The 19,609-nt window shown below is 39.4% G+C and carries 18 protein-coding genes, 2 tRNA genes and 1 other RNA gene; 2 read left to right on the forward strand and 19 right to left on the reverse strand.

The features are described 5' to 3' along the window. Positions 1-113: 113 nt before the first annotated feature. From rodA to T530_RS14555, 18 genes are all read right to left on the reverse strand, one after another. Positions 114-1,436 (reverse strand): rod shape-determining protein RodA, encoded by a 1,323-nt coding sequence (rodA, locus tag T530_RS0102150; protein ID WP_027727596.1) that lies wholly within the window; start codon positions 1,434-1,436, stop codon positions 114-116. Between the two features lie 5 nt (positions 1,437-1,441). Continuing rightward, positions 1,442-3,313, reverse strand: a complete 1,872-nt coding sequence (mrdA, locus tag T530_RS0102155) for a penicillin-binding protein 2 (RefSeq protein WP_027727597.1) — start codon at positions 3,311-3,313, stop codon at positions 1,442-1,444. Beyond that, positions 3,306-3,830 (reverse strand): rod shape-determining protein MreD, encoded by a 525-nt coding sequence (gene mreD, locus T530_RS0102160; protein WP_027727598.1) that lies wholly within the window; start codon positions 3,828-3,830, stop codon positions 3,306-3,308. The genes mrdA and mreD overlap by 8 nt, the downstream gene beginning before the upstream one ends. Continuing rightward, on the reverse strand, positions 3,827-4,705 hold the full coding sequence (gene mreC, locus T530_RS0102165; protein WP_027727599.1) for a rod shape-determining protein MreC: 879 nt from the start codon (positions 4,703-4,705) through the stop codon (positions 3,827-3,829). The genes mreD and mreC overlap by 4 nt, the downstream gene beginning before the upstream one ends. Positions 4,706-4,710: 5 nt before the next feature. Then, entirely contained in the window at positions 4,711-5,748 is a 1,038-nt protein-coding gene (locus T530_RS0102170; protein WP_009107210.1) for a rod shape-determining protein, read from the reverse strand. Positions 5,749-5,790: 42 nt separating this feature from the next. After that, positions 5,791-6,741 (reverse strand): lipopolysaccharide assembly protein LapB, encoded by a 951-nt coding sequence (locus T530_RS0102175; protein WP_027727600.1) that lies wholly within the window; start codon positions 6,739-6,741, stop codon positions 5,791-5,793. A gap of 16 nt (positions 6,742-6,757) precedes the next feature. Then, an RNA gene (gene rnpB, locus T530_RS14620) (RNase P RNA component class A) lies at positions 6,758-7,171 on the reverse strand. A gap of 15 nt (positions 7,172-7,186) precedes the next feature. Further along, positions 7,187-8,119: a zinc ribbon domain-containing protein gene (locus T530_RS0102180; protein ID WP_027727601.1), complete on the reverse strand. Its 933-nt coding sequence runs from the start codon at positions 8,117-8,119 to the stop codon at positions 7,187-7,189. 109 nt (positions 8,120-8,228) lie between these two features. Next, positions 8,229-10,070, reverse strand: coding sequence for an RNA polymerase sigma factor RpoD (gene rpoD, locus T530_RS0102185; protein WP_027727602.1), 1,842 nt, complete (start codon positions 10,068-10,070; stop codon positions 8,229-8,231). A 10-nt stretch (positions 10,071-10,080) separates the two neighbouring features. Beyond that, positions 10,081-11,883, reverse strand: a complete 1,803-nt coding sequence (gene dnaG / locus T530_RS0102190) for a DNA primase (protein WP_027727603.1) — start codon at positions 11,881-11,883, stop codon at positions 10,081-10,083. Positions 11,884-11,903: 20 nt separating this feature from the next. Further along, positions 11,904-12,956 carry an endolytic transglycosylase MltG gene (gene mltG / locus T530_RS0102195; RefSeq protein ID WP_027727604.1) on the reverse strand — a complete coding sequence of 351 codons (1,053 nt, stop codon included), beginning with the start codon at positions 12,954-12,956 and terminating at the stop codon, positions 11,904-11,906. Further along, positions 12,953-13,141: a hypothetical protein gene (locus T530_RS0102200; protein WP_027727605.1), complete on the reverse strand. Its 189-nt coding sequence runs from the start codon at positions 13,139-13,141 to the stop codon at positions 12,953-12,955. The genes mltG and T530_RS0102200 overlap by 4 nt, the downstream gene beginning before the upstream one ends. Continuing rightward, positions 13,138-14,001, reverse strand: coding sequence for an MBL fold metallo-hydrolase (locus T530_RS0102205; protein WP_252507346.1), 864 nt, complete (start codon positions 13,999-14,001; stop codon positions 13,138-13,140). Before T530_RS0102205 ends, T530_RS0102200 begins: the two co-directional genes overlap by 4 nt. 192 nt (positions 14,002-14,193) lie before the next feature. After that, positions 14,194-14,275 (reverse strand) — tRNA-Tyr (locus tag T530_RS0102210). A gap of 7 nt (positions 14,276-14,282) precedes the next feature. Continuing rightward, a tRNA-Thr gene (locus tag T530_RS0102215) sits at positions 14,283-14,355 on the reverse strand. A gap of 83 nt (positions 14,356-14,438) precedes the next feature. Then, a complete protein-coding gene (locus tag T530_RS0102220; protein WP_027727607.1) occupies positions 14,439-16,004 on the reverse strand; it encodes a glycogen/starch synthase in 1,566 nt (521 codons plus the stop codon). A 69-nt stretch (positions 16,005-16,073) separates the two neighbouring features. Next, positions 16,074-16,460 (reverse strand): chorismate mutase, encoded by a 387-nt coding sequence (gene aroH / locus T530_RS0102225; protein WP_027727608.1) that lies wholly within the window; start codon positions 16,458-16,460, stop codon positions 16,074-16,076. After that, positions 16,453-17,172 (reverse strand): hypothetical protein, encoded by a 720-nt coding sequence (locus T530_RS14555; RefSeq protein WP_156011493.1) that lies wholly within the window; start codon positions 17,170-17,172, stop codon positions 16,453-16,455. The genes aroH and T530_RS14555 overlap by 8 nt, the downstream gene beginning before the upstream one ends. A 49-nt stretch (positions 17,173-17,221) precedes the next feature. Here T530_RS14555 and T530_RS0102235 point away from each other — a divergent pair, with 49 nt between their 5' ends. Continuing rightward, on the forward strand, positions 17,222-17,593 hold the full coding sequence (locus T530_RS0102235; protein ID WP_027727610.1) for a hypothetical protein: 372 nt from the start codon (positions 17,222-17,224) through the stop codon (positions 17,591-17,593). 9 nt (positions 17,594-17,602) lie between these two features. Beyond that, a complete protein-coding gene (locus T530_RS0102240; RefSeq protein ID WP_051537758.1) occupies positions 17,603-19,024 on the forward strand; it encodes a CCA tRNA nucleotidyltransferase in 1,422 nt (473 codons plus the stop codon). 141 nt (positions 19,025-19,165) lie between these two features. On the opposite strand, the gene T530_RS0102245 is transcribed toward T530_RS0102240, so the two are convergent. Beyond that, on the reverse strand, positions 19,166-19,552 hold the full coding sequence (locus tag T530_RS0102245) for a hypothetical protein (RefSeq protein WP_027727612.1): 387 nt from the start codon (positions 19,550-19,552) through the stop codon (positions 19,166-19,168). Positions 19,553-19,609 lie beyond the last annotated feature (57 nt).

A 19,609-nucleotide genomic window follows, 5' to 3' on the forward strand; every position in this document is an offset into this window, starting at 1 on the left:
AAAGTTTTCGAAAACACTTGAGAAGAAAAGAATGTGCATAATAAAATAATGATGTAAAGCTTTTTCATTTTATCATTGACTTATAATAATTTAGAAGCATACACCCCTCGCCCTTACTCAATCTCATTAAAGTTCTTTCTGCGGTAAGAAATACTCATAATAAAGCCAATAGAACTCATAGCCATTAAAAGTGATGAACCGCCGTAAGAAAGGAAAAGAAGCGGAATACCTGTAATAGGCATCATTCCCATTACCATTCCGACATTGATGAAAAAGTGGAAAAGAAACATTCCAAAAATTCCTGATGCGATGTAGGTTCCGAATGAGTTAGCGCAGCTTTTCAAAAGCCAGAGAATTTTCAGGAAAATAAATGAATAAATGGCAAAGATTATGCAGGCTCCAAGGAAGCCGATTTCTTCTGAAATAATACTGAAGATAAAGTCTGTACTTTGCTGTGGCAGAAAGCGGTAATGGCTCTGGGTTCCATGAAGATATGACTGCCCAAATAGACCGCCGGCACCAATGGCAACCTTAGACTGAATGATATTCCAGCCCGCACCTCTCGGGTCTTTATTTGGATTCATAAAGATGATAAGACGCTTAATCTGGTAATCCTTAAGAACTTTGCTGGCAGGAATAGAAAAAATCAAAGCAAGGGTAATTGCGCTGAAAACGTAGGTAATCCATTTGAAATATTCAGGACCGTGAAAATATCTTCTTACAATATAGCCAAGAACAGTAATCAGCATCGTTGTAAAAATCAGGATTGTTCTAAGCTTCATGTTTGTAAGGATTGAAATAATCGCTACAGGATGATTGGCAATTTCAGTATTCCATACAGGAACTACGGTGTTGAAAATCGTAAGGCAGCCGAAGAGTAAAACGTAACCGATATATTTTACAGGCACGTCTGCCATAAAGCACATAATAAGGTAAACCGGAATATAAACGCTGGCAGTTCCCAGGTCAGGCTGCAGCATTATAAGTCCAAATGGAACCATCATAATAAGGGTTGCAAAAACAAAGCGCTTGAACTGGTTTTCTCCGCGGCTTTCATAAAGAAAGTTTGCAAGATAAAGGATATAAAAAATCTTTCCGAATTCAGAAGGCTGAATACCAAAAGAACCAAATCCAATCCAGCTGTAGGCGCCGTTTACATATTTACCAAAAATACGTGTATAAACAAGAAGAAGAATCAAAAAAACATAAAGATAAAAAGTTGATGACTGAAGGCGGCGGTAATCATAAAGGGTTATCAACACCATCAAAACAGTACCAATTGAAGCCCAGATAATCTGCTTGATATGTTCATTTGTAACCGAAATTCCGTCTGAGTTGATTGAAGATGAATAAATAAAAAGAACTCCGATAGTAACAAGAGAGAGAACTGCCAGAATCAATAAATAATCAAATTTAGCTAAAAACCTGTTTTTCATTTCCCCTACTCTCGTCTTCCTACGTTCTTGTTAAGATATTCAAATCCAAGCTCTTTAATTGCTTCTGCATAAGTCTGATGGGCAAAAATTCCCTGAATGATGATGTTTGTACAATATGGAGCCCACCATTCCCACTTATTAACGGCTTCTACGATTGTTGCAACGCAGACCCGCTCTTCCGGAGGCGCATCGTAAGGCGCATAGGCAACCAGCCATGAATGCCACTGGTTCAAGCTCTTGTACTGATCAACTTCTGCAGTACCGGTCTTACAGGCAATCTGTACAAGTTTATTGTGCATCGGATACTGTGGAGTACCGTCTGTTACTGTATAGCGGAGAGCTTCCTGAACTTCAAGCCAGACCTTTTTATCGATTGTAGATTCAGTCAGAATTTCAGGCTTTACTTCCGAAATAACTTCATTTGTTACAGAATCACGGACTTCCTTAAGAAGATGAGGCTTGTAAATGACACCTTCGTTAGAAACCATTGCAATCATATTTGCAAGGTGAAGCGGAGTTGCTTCAAGGTAGCCCTGACCAATAGAACAGGACATTGTATCACCGCCAAGCCATTTTTCGTGGTAGCGTTTTTCCTTCCATTCGGCAGTCGGAACAAGTCCAGGAACCTGGCTAGGCAGGTCAATCTGAGTAATCTGACCAAGGCCAAATTCTTTTGCGTAGGAAGAAATCTTTTCAATACCAAGATAGTCACGACCGATTGTCCAGTAGTAAATATCACATGACTGAGCCAAGGCATTTTTAAGATCAAGCCAGCCGTGTCCGGGTTTGTGAATATGACAGTGGAAAACACGTCCACCATAGTTCATGAAACCGCGGCATTCAATTTTATTTGACGAAGGATAGGCATTTTCCTGAAGCATTGCGGCAGACATAATGATTTTAAAAGTCGAAGCCGGCGGATAGGAAAGCTGAACAGCACGGTTAATCAAAGGCTTTGATGTATCGTTCAAAAGTTTTGCGTATTCAGTACCCGCATCATCGGAACTGAAGATGTTTGAATCAAAGTAAGGATAAGAAACCATTGCAAGGATTTCACCGGTTGCAGGCTTTAAAACAACGGTTGCCCCTACTCTGTTTCCAAGCGCCTCCTCAGCAAGCTTTTGTATATCCGAGTCAATTGTAAGTACAAGGTTGTTACCCATTTTTGGAGGCTCGACGATAGGTACATCAGAAATAACACGGCCAAATACGTCGATTGTGGACATTTCACGACCTACAGTACCCTGCAAAAGCGTATCATACTGCTTTTCAATACCGGTTTTACCTACAATACTATCCTTAGTATAACCCTTGTTATACAAAACGTTCATTTCTTCCTGAGTAATTGTACCTACATAGCCAACAATATGAGAAAGAGACGGCGTATGAAGATAGTTTCTTACAGGTTTTGAAGCCCATGAAACGCCAGGCAAATCCGTAATATTTTCTGCAATATTTGAAATGATGCTGAAAGGAACGTTAGATTTTACTACTACGCTGGAATAGGAACGTCGGATATTTTTTGGAATTCGCTTATCAATTTCAGATTTAGGGATGCTCAGATACTTTGCAAGGCGTGATGCAACAGTATCATACATATTGGCAGGGATATTTCCCGGCGTAACTTCCACCGCAAAGCTTTCCGTATTAATAACCATAGGAAGATTTGCGTTACGGTCAAAAATTTCTCCGCGCTGGGCCGGCAATGTTGTAATCAAACTTGAAATTCGCTGAGACTGAGAACGGTAGTGAGTTCCGTGAATAATCTGCATTGAAAAAAGACGCAGAATATATGAAATGAATATCAGCGCAAAAAGAATGAGAAGAAGAAATATACGTGCGTTTTTTGAAACTGTATTTCCGCTGCCGTTATACATTATCTACCTTGTCCTGAGTTGTTGAAATTTCCAGAAGATTATTAAAGAAGCTCAAAAACTTGAAAATCACAGGTGCCAGCAGAATATTTACAATAAACTCAAAAAGGAATTCCTGCGAAATAATTCCAGCATGAAAAACATTTACATTCGGGAAGAATACGATAACTGCAGAAACTAAAAGAGACTTGAGGAAGGTTGCAAGCCCGATTGTTACCATAGGAATTACAAAACCTTTGAGCAAGACAGTCTCTGTAAAAGAGCCGAAAATATAGCCCATGATTGTTCTGAAAAGGCAGTTGAAGCCGAAAGGAATGCCCGTTACAAAATCAAGGAAAAGACCTGAAATAAAACCTGTTACAGAGCCCGCTGTTTTTCCATTCAAAAGGGCAAAATAAACAGTAGAAATTAAAACCAGATCCGGTACAACCATAAGAAAAGTTATGTTTGAAAGAATAGATGATTCAATAATTACAGAACAAAAAAGAATAAAAGTGCTTACAAGAATTGATTTTGTCATTCTTTTTCCTCCTGAAGGTGTTTGTCATTAAGTTCCTTCTGGTTTACTACAATGACGTTTTCAAGACGTGAAAAATCAATAATAGGAGTAACTTCAATATTTAATGAAGAGTTGTAATCCAATACAGTGATTTTAGAAATCGTTCCAATCTGAACATCACGCATATAGTTGCCGTTTTCACCGGAAGTAACGATGAGGTCTCCGAAATTCAATTCAGGAGCAACACGCTTTCTGATGTACTGCATCTGAAGAGGCAAGTCAGGGTTTCCCTGGCCTGTTACAAGGCCTAAGTCTCGGGTGTTCTGAATACGGGCAGAAACGTTATTGCTTACATTGTAAACAGGCATGATAAGGCTTGTAAAAGTTCCTACCTGAACAATTTTTCCAACAAGACCGCGGTTTCCGTTCTGATATGCAAGGACAGGCATATTTTTTTTAATGCCGTTTACACTACCCTTGTCTATCGTAAGATATGAAAAGGAATTATCCAGCTCTCTTGAAATAATCTGAGCCGGAATATTTTTTTCTTCAGCGCTTACAGAAAAATCCAAAAGTTCACGCAGACGTTCATTTTCCTTTCGAATATCAACATTGCTGCGCTGCATTTTTTCATAATTTTCAAGCTTGATTACAAGCTCGTTATAGTCTTTTTTCAGCTTTCTCAGCTCGGCAACAGATGTAACTGTATTTCTAATTCCGTCGCTTACAGAAAATACGCACTTTTCAATTGACGATACAATGGAAAAACCTATCTTCTTAAAATTAAGGATAAATTTTCCCGAATTGAATGTCAGCATTGTTGATGAAACAACAACAAGGAGAATAAAAATAAACTCTGAAAAGCCGAACCTGAAGCCTTTGCTTTTTCTTGCCATGATTATTAGTCGTTAAGGCTGTCGTAAATAGAACGTTCAGAAGACATATCTTTGAACATTTCAAATGCCTTACCAGCACCAAGAGCAACACACTTAAGAGGTTCTTCAACAAGAATTACAGGAACACCAGTTTCTTTAGAAATGAGTTTTGGAAGTTCACGAAGCATAGAACCACCACCAGTCATTACGATACCGCGTTCAATAATATCAGAAGCAAGAGCTGGAGGAGTCTCGCTCAATACAATCTTAATTTCTTCTACGATTTTGCTTACAGGTTCCTTCAAAGCTTCACGTACTTCTACACTGTCGATTTCAAGACGGCGTGGAAGACCAGTTACAGCGTCTGTACCTTTAAGCTCCATCTTTTCGATTGTTTTTTCAGGGGCAGCATTACCAATCTGAACCTTAAGGCGTTCAGCGGCAGTCTGACCGATAATAAGGTTATGTACGTTCTTTACGTGCTTTACGATTGCTTCATCAAACTTATCACCACCAACGCGGATAGAATGAGTAACAACCATACCACCCAAAGAAATTACTGAAACTTCGGAAGTACCACCACCAATATCACAAACCATATGGCCGGCTGGTTCAAAAATTGGAATTTCAGCACCGATAGCGGCAGCAAGTGATTCTGCAATTACTTCAACTTCCTTTGCACCAGCTTTTACGGCAGCTTCAATTACGGCGCGGCGTTCAACATCAGTGATACAAGAAGGAATACCAATCTTCATGCGTACAGATTTGAAAATCTGATGACGTGGGATAATTTTAGAAATGAAGTATTTAATCATCTTTTCTGTACTGTCGATGTCGGCAATAACACCGTCAGCCAGAGGGCGGATAGCAATAATATTTCCAGGAGTTTTATCAAGCATGCGCTTAGCTTCAGAACCTACGGCAACAATCTTTTTTGTACCGCGCTCAACAGCAATTACAGAAGGTTCATCAATTACGATTCCCTTATCGCGCACATAAATCAATGTATTACAGGTACCTAAGTCAATTCCAATGTCAGTAGAAAAATGATCCAAAAAACTCATTCGAGTCCTCCCAACTTATTTTTTATACGAATATTTTATATTTTAATTTTCGGACATTTTTTGCAAAGCAAGCGGATGATTTGCCTGAATTTTTAAGGCGGCACGCCATTCAGCTCTGGCCTTTACAATATTGCCCTGTTTTTCATATATTACACCAATTCCATAATGAGCGTCAGCGGAATTTTCAGTTTTTTGCAAAACATTATTAAATTCTTCCAATGCCTCGTCATACTTTTCTTCATCGATAAGTATGTTCGCCATCAGGTTTCGTGCTTTTATAATAATATTATCATTTTTACTATTATTTATCACCCTGAAAAGGTACTGTTTTGAAACATTATATTCTTTTGTTTTGTAATATTGTTCGGCAATTGAAAGCAAAAGTGTATCAGATTCTCTGATTAATAAGGCTTCTGTAAATGAAGAAATGCTTTCTACTGTCATTCCAAGGGCAGCATAACTTAGTCCCAGATATTCCGGAATATCATCAGCCTTATAGCCGTTTTCTTTTGCAAGAAGTAGATATTTTACGGCAAGGTCAGAATAATAGTGGCTTGAAAGGGAGTTTTTATAAAAATAAGATTTACCCAGCATGTAATAAATCTGAGGCTGAATTGATTTTTTTGAATTATAAATTGCGATTCTTAAGTTTGTAATGCATTCGTCCAGATATTCCTGGGCTTTCTGATTTTCCAGCTGTGACTGAGAAAGAAAAAAACTTGCATAGCTGTTGTAAATTAAAGCTGTATTATTGAACGGTTTTGTCTGTAAAAACTGCTTGCTTATATCATAGACAGTCTGGTAATCATAATTATCATTCCAGGCTTTTTTGATGTTTCTGATGCTTATATTGTTTTTTTGGCTTTCGATTATTATATAGAAGGTAACAAAAAGGATTAAAAGGACAGAAAATACCGCTGCAAATATTTTTGACATTTTGAGCAGCTTCATATTCCTGATTTTGTAAAGGTTTGTATTCTCTGCAATCTTCATTTTTAATTTAATATAAAAAAAAGATAGGACAATAAGCCGGGTTCTGTTCTGTAAAGCCTGAAAAATCAGACTTCACGCATAACCATCTATCCACACAAGCCTGTTACCAGCCTGCTCCAGCGGTTTACCCGCAGTAAAAAGCTCGGAAAAACCTTACTGCTGCTTAACCTTGCTCCAAATGAGGTTTACAAGCGCCGGTCGTTACCGACCTGACCGGTAGTCTCTTACACCACCTTTTCACCCTTACTCCTTTTACAAGGAGCGGTACATTTTCTGTTGCACTCTCTGTCGAAAAACGGGGCTTTGCAGAAATCTGCAGCTGCCTGTTTTCGCCCGGTTATTACCCGGCATTTTTTCCGAAGGAGCCCGGACTTTACCTCACCACTGCCCTGTATCATCACAAGGCAGCAAAGCGGTTATATCCTATCCTATTTTCAAAAATCAATTACTCTTCAGAGTCGTCTTCGTCAGACTCCTCATCAGCTTCATCATCAAAGTCTTCGTCCTCATCGTCCTCAGACAAATCTGAATCATCTTCTTCATATGAATCGCCGAGTTCTTCGTCTCTGCTTTCCATATCTTCGTCATCACCTTCGTCTTCAAAATCATCATCAAGATCAGCAAGACTTCCGGCTGCATTGATGTCAAAGTAGTTCTCTGCTTCGTCTTCTGCTACCTCTTCGTAGAAAAGAATACGGCTGCAGTATGGACAGAAATTAATATTATCACCAACGCGAACGATGTTAGCAAACTGTGCAGGAAGAATCATGTGACATCCTGTACATACACCGTTACGAACAGCTACTATACCGTCAGAATTGCGCTGAATGATGCGCTGAAATTTAAAGAGGATTTCTTTATCAACATTCTGAGAGATTTTATCTTCTTCAGCCTGGAGTTCAGCGATGCGTGAGTTGTAACCAGAAATTGTGTTATCCAAAGACTGGCGGCTTGCATTCAAATCTGATTCCTGTGAAGCAATCATAGATTCGTAGTTTTTAAGGTTTTCGTTCAATTCAGAAAGACGTTTTTCTTCTCTCTGCAAATCTTTACGAACATTATTTTCTTTATCTGTAGCTTCTGCAATCTGTTTCTCAAGAGCTTCGTATTCACGGTGAGTTGTAATGTTATCCATTCCCTTTTCACCAGCTTCTCTTGATTTTACAGCTTCGTCTAAATCAACCTTAAGTACGCCAACTTTTTCTTTAAGTTCATCATACTCTGTATTTTTTGCAATGTATTCTTTTTTAAGACGAGCTAAAAGTTCATCCTGGCTAGAAAGCTGTTTTGGAGCTTCAGAAACCTTTGCTTCCAAATCATATTTTTCTACTAGAATGTTCTGTAATTCTTTTAAATTGTCAAAAACTTCTGTTACCATGTAACTATCCTTATAAAAATATTATTAACTATACATTAAATACGATTTTTAGTCTAGACAAAAGAGGCGGAGTTAAATTCTTAAATCCCCCCACCCCCATGAGAAAAACTTAAGTTTCGATATAATCGCGAAGTCCGTTGGCACGGCGCGGATGACGAAGTCTTCTTAAAGCCTTGGCTTCAATCTGACGGATACGCTCACGTGTTACGTCAAAGTAAAGACCAACCTCTTCAAGAGTAAGAGAATAGCCATCTTCAAGACCAAAGCGCATCTTAAGAACTTCCTGCTCACGCGGTGGCAGAGTATTCAAAACAGTTCGCAGCTGTTCCTGAAGCAATGTAAAGGCTGTCTGTGTTGCAGGATTTTCAACTTCCTTATCTTCAATGAAGTCTCCGAGGATTGAGTCTTCCTCTTCACCGATTGGAGTTTCAAGAGAAATAGGCTCGCGGGCAACATTTTTAACCTGCTTAACCTTTGCAACGTTCCAGCCAAGCTGCTGTGCAATTTCTTCATCAGTTGGTTCGCGGCCAAGCTTCTGCATAAGCTGACGGCTTTCGCGGACAACCTTGTTAATCTGTTCAATCATGTGAACAGGAACGCGGATTGTACGTGCCTGGTCAGAAATAGAACGTGTGATAGCCTGACGGATCCACCAGGTTGCGTATGTAGAGCACTTAAATCCCTTGCGGTATTCAAATTTTTCTACAGCCTTGATAAGACCAATGTTACCTTCCTGAACAAGATCAAAGAAGTGAAGACCACGGTTTGTATATTTTTTAGCGATAGAAACTACAAGTCGGAGGTTGGCGTTGATAAGGCGGTTTTTAGCCTTTTCCATCATTACGCGGCCCTTTTCAATGTTCTGAGCCATTACAAGAATGTCTTCAACATTATTTTCGAACTCGTATTCAAGACGGTGAAGCTTGCGGTCAATCTTCTGAATCTGTGTATAAATTTCACGGATTTCATCAGCGCTCATATTGAGTTCTGCTTCAAGAATGACAGCCTGTGAACGGATTGAAATTTTACGACCAAGGTTACGAAGCTCTGAAGGATTAGAAATACGAAGTTCCTTCATCTTCTTTTCCTGTTTCTGGTGATATTCTTCAATCTTGATTACAGCATCACGGTATTTCTGAGTAAATTTATCAAGTTCTTCTGACTGAATGTCTACTTTTTTTAACTCTTCAAGAATTACTCCACGAAGTTCAACAAGCTGCGAATCCTGGAAAATTGAACTTGACTGTTCAGCTTCAAAGAGCTGCTTTTTAATATTCATGTACTGCTTGATTTCCGGCAAAACAGGTTTCAAATGCTCGCCGTAATATCCGCGAAGACGCTTTTTATCAGCCATTTCTTCGTTGATTTCCTTACGGGTTTTTCCTGATTCATGAATATCAATGCGGGTAAATGCTTTCTGTGCAATTGCAAAAAACTCTGGAATCATGATTCCGGAATTTTTGATTACATCCTTTATGATGTTATTTCCCTCTTCCATTGCCTTGGAGAGTTCAATTTCCTGCTCAGCAGTAAGAAGATTTTCACGGCCGATTTCACGAAGATAAAGTCTGATCGGATCATCAATACTGGCTTCTTTATCACTGTTTACAAGACGTGATTTTGAAGCAGCTTTTTCAGCCTTTTCAATTTCGGCTACAGAATCATCCTGAACACCATCTTCATCATCATTTTCAAGAATCATTGAATCGTCATCTTCATCTGACTCTTCAATTTCATCATCCTGAGGCTCTTCGTCATCAACACCGATAATTCCTGTTTCTACAGGCTCGCGGTTGATTTCCTTAAGCTTATCAAGAACAGGTTCCATCAGTTCATCCTGATTTACAAAGTCCTGTCCAAGACGCTCAATAATTTCATCCCATGTAATAAACGGTTTTGATTTGGCAAATTCAAGAAGTTTCTCAATAGTAGAATCGAGTGTTTCGGTCATCTAAGTTCCCTTACTTTTGTAATTTTTGAACCTGTCGGTCAAGTTCAAGTTTTTGAGCCAGAAGATTGTTCAACTGCTTTCTATCATCATCGGTAATAATCTGGTAATTCCTTATGCGTTGCATCAATTTTTCTCTCTGATCGTTGAGTTTATTTTTCTTAACAAACTTTATAGTATCCCTAACAATGATACTCACATCCACACTCTTATATAAATCAGAAGAAAGGCTTGCCGTTATAAAGTTTACAAGGCTTTCATCGCTGCACTTTGTAAGGATAGAATTAATCTCAAATGAATTTTGGCTAGAACATTCCTCCAGTATCTGAAATAACTTTTGAGCTGACGGATTTTTAAAATCATTCCGGGTCAATTCCTGGCGTAGAACCATAAACTGGTTAAGGTCGGCGATAACTGCTACCAAACCGCGGAGTTCCGCATCTGGTTTTATTGCAATGTTCTGTGGTTTTGTATTGATTTCCTGCCGGAAGTTTGCGCGTTCTTTGGCCTGACTACGATTGTTAAAATCCCTTTTTACAGCCTCCGGTTTCAGATTGTATGCCTGACTTAATTGATCCAGGCATGATTCTTTTTGAATATCAGACTGAAGCGAATCGATGTACTCAAAATATTCAAGGGCAGCCTTAGTTTTTCCCTCTGGAGTGTCCACAGGGTATTTTTCACCTAGTCTAATTAAAAAATAATCGCTATCTAATATAGCACTGTTTACCTGTGCAGTCAAGTTTTCTTTTCCAAATTTATTAAGAATTTCTGAAGGGTCCTTGCCGCCACGCAGCTGAATTACTTTTACTGTAAGTCCGCTTCGTCTGCACATTAAAATTGCTTTTTTTGTAGCTGCCTGCCCCGCCTCATCAGAATCAAAAGAAAGAAGAATTGTATCTGCAAAGCCCTGAAGGATTTTTACCTGCTCTTCTGTAAAGGCAGTTCCCAAAGGCGCCACGGCATATTCAAGACCGCTCTGATGATAGGCAATACAGTCCATATTCCCCTCACAGACAATTACCTTATTTTCCTGGCGGATGGCATTCTTGGCAAAATTGAAGTAAAAGAGAGTGTCGCGTTTTTTATAAGTCGGAAGTTCCGGCGAGTTGATGTATTTACGCTCTTTATCATCCGGCGGCATGGCGCGGCCACTAAAGGCGACAACCTGTCCCTTGCGGTTAAAAATCGGGAACATAAGGCGGTTAGAAAAAATCGTAATGTCCGGATAGTTCTTGCTGAAAAGGCCTGACTTTGCAAGAAATTCGTCGCTGTAATTTTTAGACTTCAAGAATTTTTTAAGCCAGCGGCGGTCTGCAGGAGCAAAACCAAGCTTGAATTTTTCTATGATTTCACGGGAAAGCCCTCGGCCAAGGGCATATTTTAAAGCCTGTTTACCCTGCTCAGTTTCCAGAAGAAAATAACTGAACATTGTGGCGGTGCGCTCATAAAGCTCCAGAAGCTCATTTACAGTGTTATCAGGAACAAAATTCCCAGGCGCAGAAGCACCGTCTTCATACTTAACTTCAATTCCTGTTCTTTTTGCAAGTCCGATTACAGTGTCATAAAAAGAAGTTTTTTCCATTTCCATAAGAAAGGAAATTACCGTACCGCCTTTATGACAGCCGAAACAGTTAAAAAAGTGATTGTTGCCGTCTACATGAAAGGAAGGTGTTTTTTCTCCGTGAATAGGACAGCAGCCCCACCAGTCGTTTGGACCACGGCGTTCAAGCTTTGTGTATTCGCCGACAATGCTGACTATATCTGCCTGAGAATTAATTGCATCTACTGTTTCTTTAGAAATGCGGCCTGCCAAACTCAATCCCCTTCTTACAATTAATCTTTAGTATAGAGATTATGATTGACTTTATGCTGCTCAAAGGTAGTAGAAAAAACGTGACGTCCGGCACCCTGATCAGCAATCTGAAAGAAGTAATAATCAGTTTTTGGAGTATTAGCAGCGGCATCAAGGGCAATAAGGCCAGGATTAGAAATTGGTCCCGGAGTAAGCCCAGCCCATTTATAAGTGTTGTAAGGATTATCGATTTTCAAATCATCAAGAAGAATTCGCTTTGGATGAGGCTTTCCCTGAATTTCAGTGATGATATATTCAACAGTTGCGCAGGAATAAAGACCGATATTACGGCGAATGCGGTTTTTGAATACACTTGCAATAAGAGGCGCTTCATCAGCAATTCTGTATTCACGCTCAACAATAGAAGCAAGAGTCAGGATTTCAAAAAGCTCTGACGGAGATTTTTCTGCAAGTCCATCAACTTCCTTTATTTTTTCAAAGAAGTTTTCAACCATAATGCGGGCAGCAGCCTGAGCAGACATTCCGCTTGTAAAATAATAGGTATCCGGAAAAAGATAACCTTCAAGAGACTCGCCTGAAATCTTAAAATCAGAAAAAATATCAGAAGAAGTATCGTGACAGAAGGAAATAAAATCATAAGCCGAGCAGATTTTATTGTTTTCAAGAATTGCGGCAATTTTAGAAATCGTAAGGCCTTCAGGAAGTGAAATCACGATAAATTCCTGCTGACCGGATGATAATTCCTTTTGAATTTCAGAAAAATCCATAGAAGGCTTTAATCTGTAAATTCCGCTTTTCAAAACCAGACCTGATGAAGCTGGCTCTTTAAAAAACAAAAATGAATTCAAAGCCGGAAATCTTACGGAAAAATAAAAAAGACGGGCATTTTTTATAAGTTTTTCTTCTTTCAGGAGCTTTGAAATCTGAGTAACAGACATGCCCGAAGGAATTTCTACGCGTACATCTCTATCATCTGCTTTATTAAGAGGACGTGTCTGAATAAAAACAAAGGCATAAATACAAAGCAGCATCAACATTAAAAAAGATGCAATAAAAAGCAGGATTTTTTTCATGAGTAAAATTCTTTAACCTCTTCAAGTGTCATGCAGTCATAAACAGAATTTTCAACAGTCTTGGCAAAGTTTTCTAAACCGTGAGGAAGTTCTGTTTCATTTTTACGAAGAAATTTTGCAAGAAGCTTTATTTCTTTTGCAGTAAAGGAATAGTTCAGTGTGAATGCGGATTCGTTTTCGCTCATACTTTTACTTCAGTATCTTCCTTTGCAAGATTAATTTCAAGTTCCGGATGACCTACCTGAATTGCATACTGTCTAGATGTATTCAAGATGGCATTTAATTCTGCATCATTGTAAGTAGGTTCATGATGGAAAATATACATCTTTTTTATATTCCAGAAGCTGGCGTAATCAACTGCATAACAGAAAGCTGAATGCCCCCAGTTCTTTTTAGCGATATGATCCAGAACCGTATACTGAGAATCAATAATTATGCAGTCTGCCCCATCAAAAACCTTTTTACGGTCTTCGGTTACAACAAAATCTTCAGGCTCAAGCTCAACATCAGTTGCATAAACAACTTTTTTACCGTTTTTTTCAAATGAATAACTGAAAGAATCTCCGGGATGCTTCATTTTGCAGACATTCACCTTAATGTCATTTACCATAATTTCATCTGTCTGCTTAAGGGTATGGAAAGTGATATTTTTTGTGAATGCGTTATAACCTACAGGGAAAAGATATGGATTTGTCATCTGCTTTTCAAGATAGGCGCGGGCATTTTCATATGGCGAATAAATATCAATTGTTACAGAAGGATTGTAAATATCATCAAAAAAAGGAAGTCCCTGAATATGATCCCAGTGAAAGTGTGAAAAAAAGATGTGATAATGCTTGTTTTTAGGCTTGTCTTTTGATTTTCCAAGGGCACGGATACCAGAACCTGCATCAAGAATGATTTCGGTATCACAGTCTTTAAGTTCTACACAGGCAGTATTGCCGCCTGTAGTTCCATAAATCCAGTCAGGAAGGTTTGATACGAAACGGGCACGTGTTTCATCAGATTTTAAGTCGTCCGCACTTACACGCTGTACGACTGCCATAATTTTTGATTTTATTTGCTGCGGTGAAAGCGGAGTTGGAAGAGAACCCCTAACTCCCCAGAAACGAACTAACAAAGTGCCCCCTCAATTTTTAACATTTTTAAGTTTATAATATTTTGGGGATTTATGGTAGTGATTAAAAAGGATTTTAGCAAAAAAAAAGAGCTAGGAAACCTAACTCTTGAAACATCATGGGGAGTAGAGGACTCGAACCTCTGGAGACGCGAGTCGAGGGATTTACAGTCCCTTGCAATTGCCGCTATGCGAACTCCCCGAATTAAAGCTGCCTGTAGGATTTGGACCCACGACCCCGAGATTACAAATCACGTGCTCTACCAGCTGAGCTAAGGCAGCAGATTTATTTGTTGTTCATCGCTTAGCGCGTCGAACGTGTTATAATATATTCTTTTGAAAGATTTTAGTCAACACCTAAAATACTATTTTTTCAAAATTTCTTTAAAAAATGGCAAATATTTTTTCTGCACTACAGTCTTCCAAAGATACTCCTTGTGAATATATGTTGAGGCTGTCTTAATCAGCTTTGTAATTTCAGAAGGCTTGAGTTTTTTAAGCATGATTACTTCGCAGAGTTTTGCAACAAGACAGTCTGTCGTATTTCTCTGATAGAGGAAGCCTGATTTTTCATCAATGATTTTATTGAGTCCGCCGGTTTTGTGGGCGACCGGAAGAGTACCGTAACTCTGAGCAATATAGTCTTCAAGTCCGCAAGGCTCAAAATATGAAGGAAGCACGATAAAATCATTTATGGCGCAGACCATTCTGGCAATCGAGCGGTTATAACCGTTGAGGTAAGTAATTTTTCCGGGATAGCGGTTAGTAAGCTCTGTTATGCTGTTTTCAAGATCTGGTTCACCCTGCCCCATAAAAATAAATCTGACATTTGCAAAGTTATCCAGAATTACAGGAACAGCAGAAGCAAGGACTGTAAGGCCTTTCTGACTTGCAAAACGTCCGTGGTAAGCAATATAGATTTCCTTAGAAAAATCAGAAGAAGTTTCAAGCTTTCCGATTTTCTTTACGCCGCTGCAGTCATAGTTATCTGTATTTACGATATTCTGAATGAAGAATTTGCGGCACTTCCACTTACCTTCTAAATCACGTTTTTCAGGATTGAATTCAAAAGGCAAAAGGGAAATATTTTTGTCTTCCGGATTATAGCGGTCAAAATCAAAACCATTTGTAATTCCGGTAATTTTAATTCCTCTTTCGGCAAATATAGGCGCAAGTCCGTCCGTCAAATCCCAGTTATCAGGATCTGTAAGCTCTGTAGCATAAACTTCAGAAACCGTAGAAAGATGGGCGCCACTCTCCGCTGCCAGCAGAAATGGCTCAACCATATGGCGGTTCAAGGCGCGTCGCAAAAGAGGCGTTTTTAAGCCGGTATACCATGCAGCTTCACCAATACTTGAAAAACTATGATGATAAGCAGGTCCGCAGTTATGAATCGTTACTACAGTCTGTATTTTTGAAAGCTTTTTTTCTGCCGCAAGCAAGGCCGGAAGAGTTGAAGTTGAAGCATCCTGACAGTGAATGATTTCAGGTAAATCAGCTTTTTTCTGCATAAGGGCATAGGCGACAACAGCTTTCTGGAACAAAACATCTTCAAAAAGAGCATCCTCATGGCCGGAACCTTTTCTGTGACAGGGATTTTCCTCTTCTTCATGAGCCGTATAGGTGTAAACACCCTCTTTTTCAGCAAAACTTGGATGATTTACAAAAATTACGGAAAAATCTGAATCGCAGTAAGTGCCCCGGCTATAAGTAACAGTCTGCTCTTCCCCGCAGAGTTCAATATTTGCCGAAGCAATGTCTTTTTCAAGATTTTCGATATTATCCCAGGTATTGCACTTAAAAACCGGGATAAAAAGACATGTCTTATTATTTAATTTTGAAAATTCGTTGCAAAGTGAAAAAGTAACGTTTTTAACGCCGCCTGCCTCAGCAATTCCGGCGCATTCCATACTTACAATCCAAAGTTTCATAAAAACCTCTATCTTGAAAAATACGTCTGGTCAAGGCACGCTTCGCTTAAAACCTTGACTCAGCCGTTTTTAGGGTTTTGTTATAAACCCTAAATCAGGTCTGAGTTTTTCAGCCCCGTTCAAATAGACATTTTGTTTTACTATACTTTCCTCTGCGTAGGCCGTAATCATAGCGCGGATAACGTTTTTCATACCGCCTTCGATAAAAGCCTCCTGACTGCAGAAAAGCGCAAGATCAGAAGTTTCAATTACAGTCTGGCCAAGACGAAGCGCAGTTGCAGGATTCAAAACCGTAATATCATTTGTAAGTGTGAACTGAACAGAGACAATATCCTCTGCTTTCAGTTTATTTAATGTTACAATCTGATTGAAAAGAGTGCAAACATTTTTTGTAATTTCTTCTTTTTTATTTTCTGAACAGACCGCGCCGCGCACGGCAATAAGTTTCTTATTCATTCCAGTCACCTGAGTTTGTATTTGTATTGTCTGTCTTCTGATTTTCCGGATTTTTTCCGGCAAAATATTCAGAAGCGTCAAAGTGATTTCTAATCTGATTGTAAAGGCTGATATCCGGCATTTCGCAAGAAGTAAGAGAAACTGTTATTATTTCAAGCTCCGGGTATTCCTTATATGACTGAATTGCACGGATTAAATCTTCCCGACGTACGTTTTCGGGATGAAAATTTGGGTTTTCTTCATGTTTTTTTATATAGTAATTTCCCGCAAGCTGAATTATGTAATCAGCCGCTGAATCAAAAAACTTCATAAGGCTTTCCTGGTCTGTGACCTTATTTGCCTTGTAAAGTTCCAGAAAATCTTCCGGCGTTACGGTCATTGAAATTGAAAAATTAAAATTGTAGGCAAAGGAAGGAGTTGAATCTGTACTGCTCTTGTAAAAATCAGCCGAAGGAAGTTTTGAAGAAAAGGTTTTAGTGGTTGAAAAATAAGGCTCTATATTGAATCTGACAAGGGAAGCGTTAGTTGGCAGCAGGAACTGCCAGAACCAGGAGAACTCACCGTTCTTAACGATTTTATCGCTTACGCCGCTGGTTTTGGAAACGACCAGCGCGTATGATTTAGGAGGCACTTTTACCTGAGTCCATCCCACAAAAAAAACAAAGGCAGAGAAAATAGTCAAAATGAATAAACAGGCTAAAAACTTCTTCATGGAAATCAAGTTCTTTGATAATATACTATCATAAATTGTTTGGGCAAGCATGCAGACTGAAAATGTTTTTATAAGACAGCTGAAAAAACATCCTCTTTCTTTTTTATACAGACTGATAAAAAACATCGTATTTTCCCTGTTTTTCTTTTGTCTTGTACTTGTGGTGCTTTACATTGCCGGAAACTATCAGAATTTCCAGGCAGAAAGCCAGCAGCTGATTTTATCAACACTTTCTTTCAGTTCGATTGTCCTTTTGATTTTTTCGATTTTGATTTTTGGAGAGACTATAATCAGACTTATCACAAAAGGGGAAAAACTAAAAAGCGTGGCAGTTCTGCTGACTATGATTTTTAACATTCTTTTCAGCCTTGTCTGCATGAGTTTTTCAAACGTTGTATATTATCTTTCTGAAGGATTTTAAGGATTTTAGATGAAGCTGATAAATTTTATTAGATTTTTTCTAATCAAAAAAATAACAATCCCTGCCCTGCTCAAGGAATTCGGCGGCGTTTTTGAAGAGGCCGGCTATAAGGCTTACCTGGTAGGAGGCGCCGTACGCGATATTTTCCTTGGCAAAAAGGCTTCTGACTGGGATGTAGCTACAAACGCGACACCACAGGATGTAATGAAGCTTTTTAAGTTTGTAGTGCCCACCGGCATTGAGCACGGCACCGTTACAGTTCACTACAAAAAGCATGAAATTGAAGTTACTACCTTCCGCACAGAAAGCGGATATTCAGACGGACGCCACCCCGACAGCGTAAACTATGCTGCCACAATCGAAGAGGATTTGAGCCGCCGCGATTTTACCATGAACGCAATTGCCGTTGACCTTAAAAATGGCCGCATTGTTGACCCTTACGGCGGAAAAAGGGATATTCAGAAAAAGCTTATCCGCACAGTTGGAGTGCCCCGCGAGCGTTTTTTAGAAGACGGACTCCGCCCTATCCGCGCCATCAGGTTTTCAAGCCAGCTGGAATTTAAGATTGAAGATAAAACATACCGCGAGATTTCTACAGAGCCAGTGCTTAAAAAGATTTCGGGTATTTCCCTTGAACGCTTCCGCGATGAATTGCTGAAGCTTTTAAAAGCTCCTAAGCCCTCTCTTGGAATAAAACAGATGGAAGAAACGGGCATTTTGAATATCTTTATTCCCGAATTTACAGCCTGCCGAAACTGCATTCAGAGTGACGACCGCGGCTACCACATTTTTGACGTTTTTGACCACAACATTTACGCCTGCGACGGTGCCCCGGCCGCAAAACCTTTAGTCCGCCTTGCAGCCCTTTTTCATGACATCGGAAAGCCTGCTGCCCGTACAGAAAATACGACTCCTGAAGGCCTTAAGGTATTTCACTTTTTTAATCACGAAGCAGAATCAGAAAAGCTTGCCCGAAAAATCATGATTCGCCTTAAATTCTCCAATGCCGACACCGACCACGTCTGCCACCTTGTAAAGCATCATATGTTTTACTACACCCCGGACTGGACAGATGCTGCCGTGCGCCGCTTCCTTGTAAAAGTTGGCTCGGAAAATATCCCTGATTTAATTGACCTTCGTCTTGCCGACATGTACGGAAAATACAATCAGCCTGTCCGCCTTCACGACAGCGCCGCCTGCGACAATTTAATTGAGTTTCAGGAAAGAATTAAGGCAATTGAAGCAAAAAATCAGGCTCTCAGCCTTAAAGACCTTGCGGTAAACGGAAAAGATTTGATTGGCATAGGCATTCCCGCCGGCAAGCAGCTGGGCACAATTTTAAACCAGCTTTTTGAAGCCGTTCTTGAAGACCCGGCAATGAATGATAAGGAAAAACTTCTGGAAATTGCAAAAAAGTCTATAAGAGATTAAAAAAATGGTGTTCCCGGAGCCGTCACATCGTTCCGGCTCCGGTCGGCTGTTCCGCGGCTTGCTAACGCGCGGTCGTCCGCTTACGCTCCCGACTGGCTTCGCCACCGCTCCATAGCCTAACACAAAATTATGTATATCAAACTAATTTTCATTTACAAAAATAGCTTTTCCAGATACCTCTTTTACAGCTATTGGTACTGCAACTCCATAGAACATAACAAAGCCTCCTGAAGATAAATCCATATCTTCAATGATAACTCCATTTGCCCCAATTTTTGCTGCCTGTTTTTTTAATTCAGCAATTGCATAATTAAGCATATCTTGTTCTGTCTTTCCAGCATCACTTGCTGCTGTAACAATTCCTACAACTTCATAATTCTGAGGTGCTTCCGTATAAATTATAACTTGTTCTGGAATTGTTGCCTCTCTTTTTATACCTGTTACCAATGCAGTTCCACTAGCTGTTGCACAAGAAAAAATAATTAAAGAAATAAAAATATACGAAAAAACAAAAAATAATTTTTTCATCTAAAATCTCCAATTATCAATTATTGTAACATGACTTTTCTCTTATTTGTTAGAAAA

This window comes from Treponema sp. C6A8, assembly GCF_000619925.1.
GTDB lineage: Bacteria > Spirochaetota > Spirochaetia > Treponematales > Treponemataceae > Treponema_D.

Bases quoted from the DNA above. Each gene is read 5' to 3' on its own strand.
- mrdA (WP_027727597.1), bottom strand. From the start codon at position 3,313: ATGTATAACGGCAGCGGAAATACAGTTTCAAAAAACGCACGTATATTT.
- mreC (WP_027727599.1), bottom strand. From the start codon at position 4,705: ATGGCAAGAAAAAGCAAAGGCTTCAGGTTCGGCTTTTCAGAGTTTATT.
- T530_RS0102240 (WP_051537758.1), top strand. From the start codon at position 17,603: ATGAAGCTGATAAATTTTATTAGATTTTTTCTAATCAAAAAAATAACA.
- T530_RS0102170 (WP_009107210.1), bottom strand. From the start codon at position 5,748: ATGAGTTTTTTGGATCATTTTTCTACTGACATTGGAATTGACTTAGGT.
- mreD (WP_027727598.1), bottom strand. From the start codon at position 3,830: ATGACAAAATCAATTCTTGTAAGCACTTTTATTCTTTTTTGTTCTGTA.
- mltG (WP_027727604.1), bottom strand. From the start codon at position 12,956: ATGAAAAAAATCCTGCTTTTTATTGCATCTTTTTTAATGTTGATGCTG.
- T530_RS0102235 (WP_027727610.1), top strand. From the start codon at position 17,222: ATGCAGACTGAAAATGTTTTTATAAGACAGCTGAAAAAACATCCTCTT.
- T530_RS0102205 (WP_252507346.1), bottom strand. From the start codon at position 14,001: ATGGCAGTCGTACAGCGTGTAAGTGCGGACGACTTAAAATCTGATGAA.
- aroH (WP_027727608.1), bottom strand. From the start codon at position 16,460: ATGAATAAGAAACTTATTGCCGTGCGCGGCGCGGTCTGTTCAGAAAAT.
- T530_RS0102245 (WP_027727612.1), bottom strand. From the start codon at position 19,552: ATGAAAAAATTATTTTTTGTTTTTTCGTATATTTTTATTTCTTTAATT.
- T530_RS0102200 (WP_027727605.1), bottom strand. From the start codon at position 13,141: ATGAGCGAAAACGAATCCGCATTCACACTGAACTATTCCTTTACTGCA.
- T530_RS0102220 (WP_027727607.1), bottom strand. From the start codon at position 16,004: ATGAAACTTTGGATTGTAAGTATGGAATGCGCCGGAATTGCTGAGGCA.
- T530_RS0102175 (WP_027727600.1), bottom strand. From the start codon at position 6,741: ATGAAGATTGCAGAGAATACAAACCTTTACAAAATCAGGAATATGAAG.
- T530_RS0102180 (WP_027727601.1), bottom strand. From the start codon at position 8,119: ATGGTAACAGAAGTTTTTGACAATTTAAAAGAATTACAGAACATTCTA.
- T530_RS14555 (WP_156011493.1), bottom strand. From the start codon at position 17,172: ATGAAGAAGTTTTTAGCCTGTTTATTCATTTTGACTATTTTCTCTGCC.
- rpoD (WP_027727602.1), bottom strand. From the start codon at position 10,070: ATGACCGAAACACTCGATTCTACTATTGAGAAACTTCTTGAATTTGCC.
- rodA (WP_027727596.1), bottom strand. From the start codon at position 1,436: ATGAAAAACAGGTTTTTAGCTAAATTTGATTATTTATTGATTCTGGCA.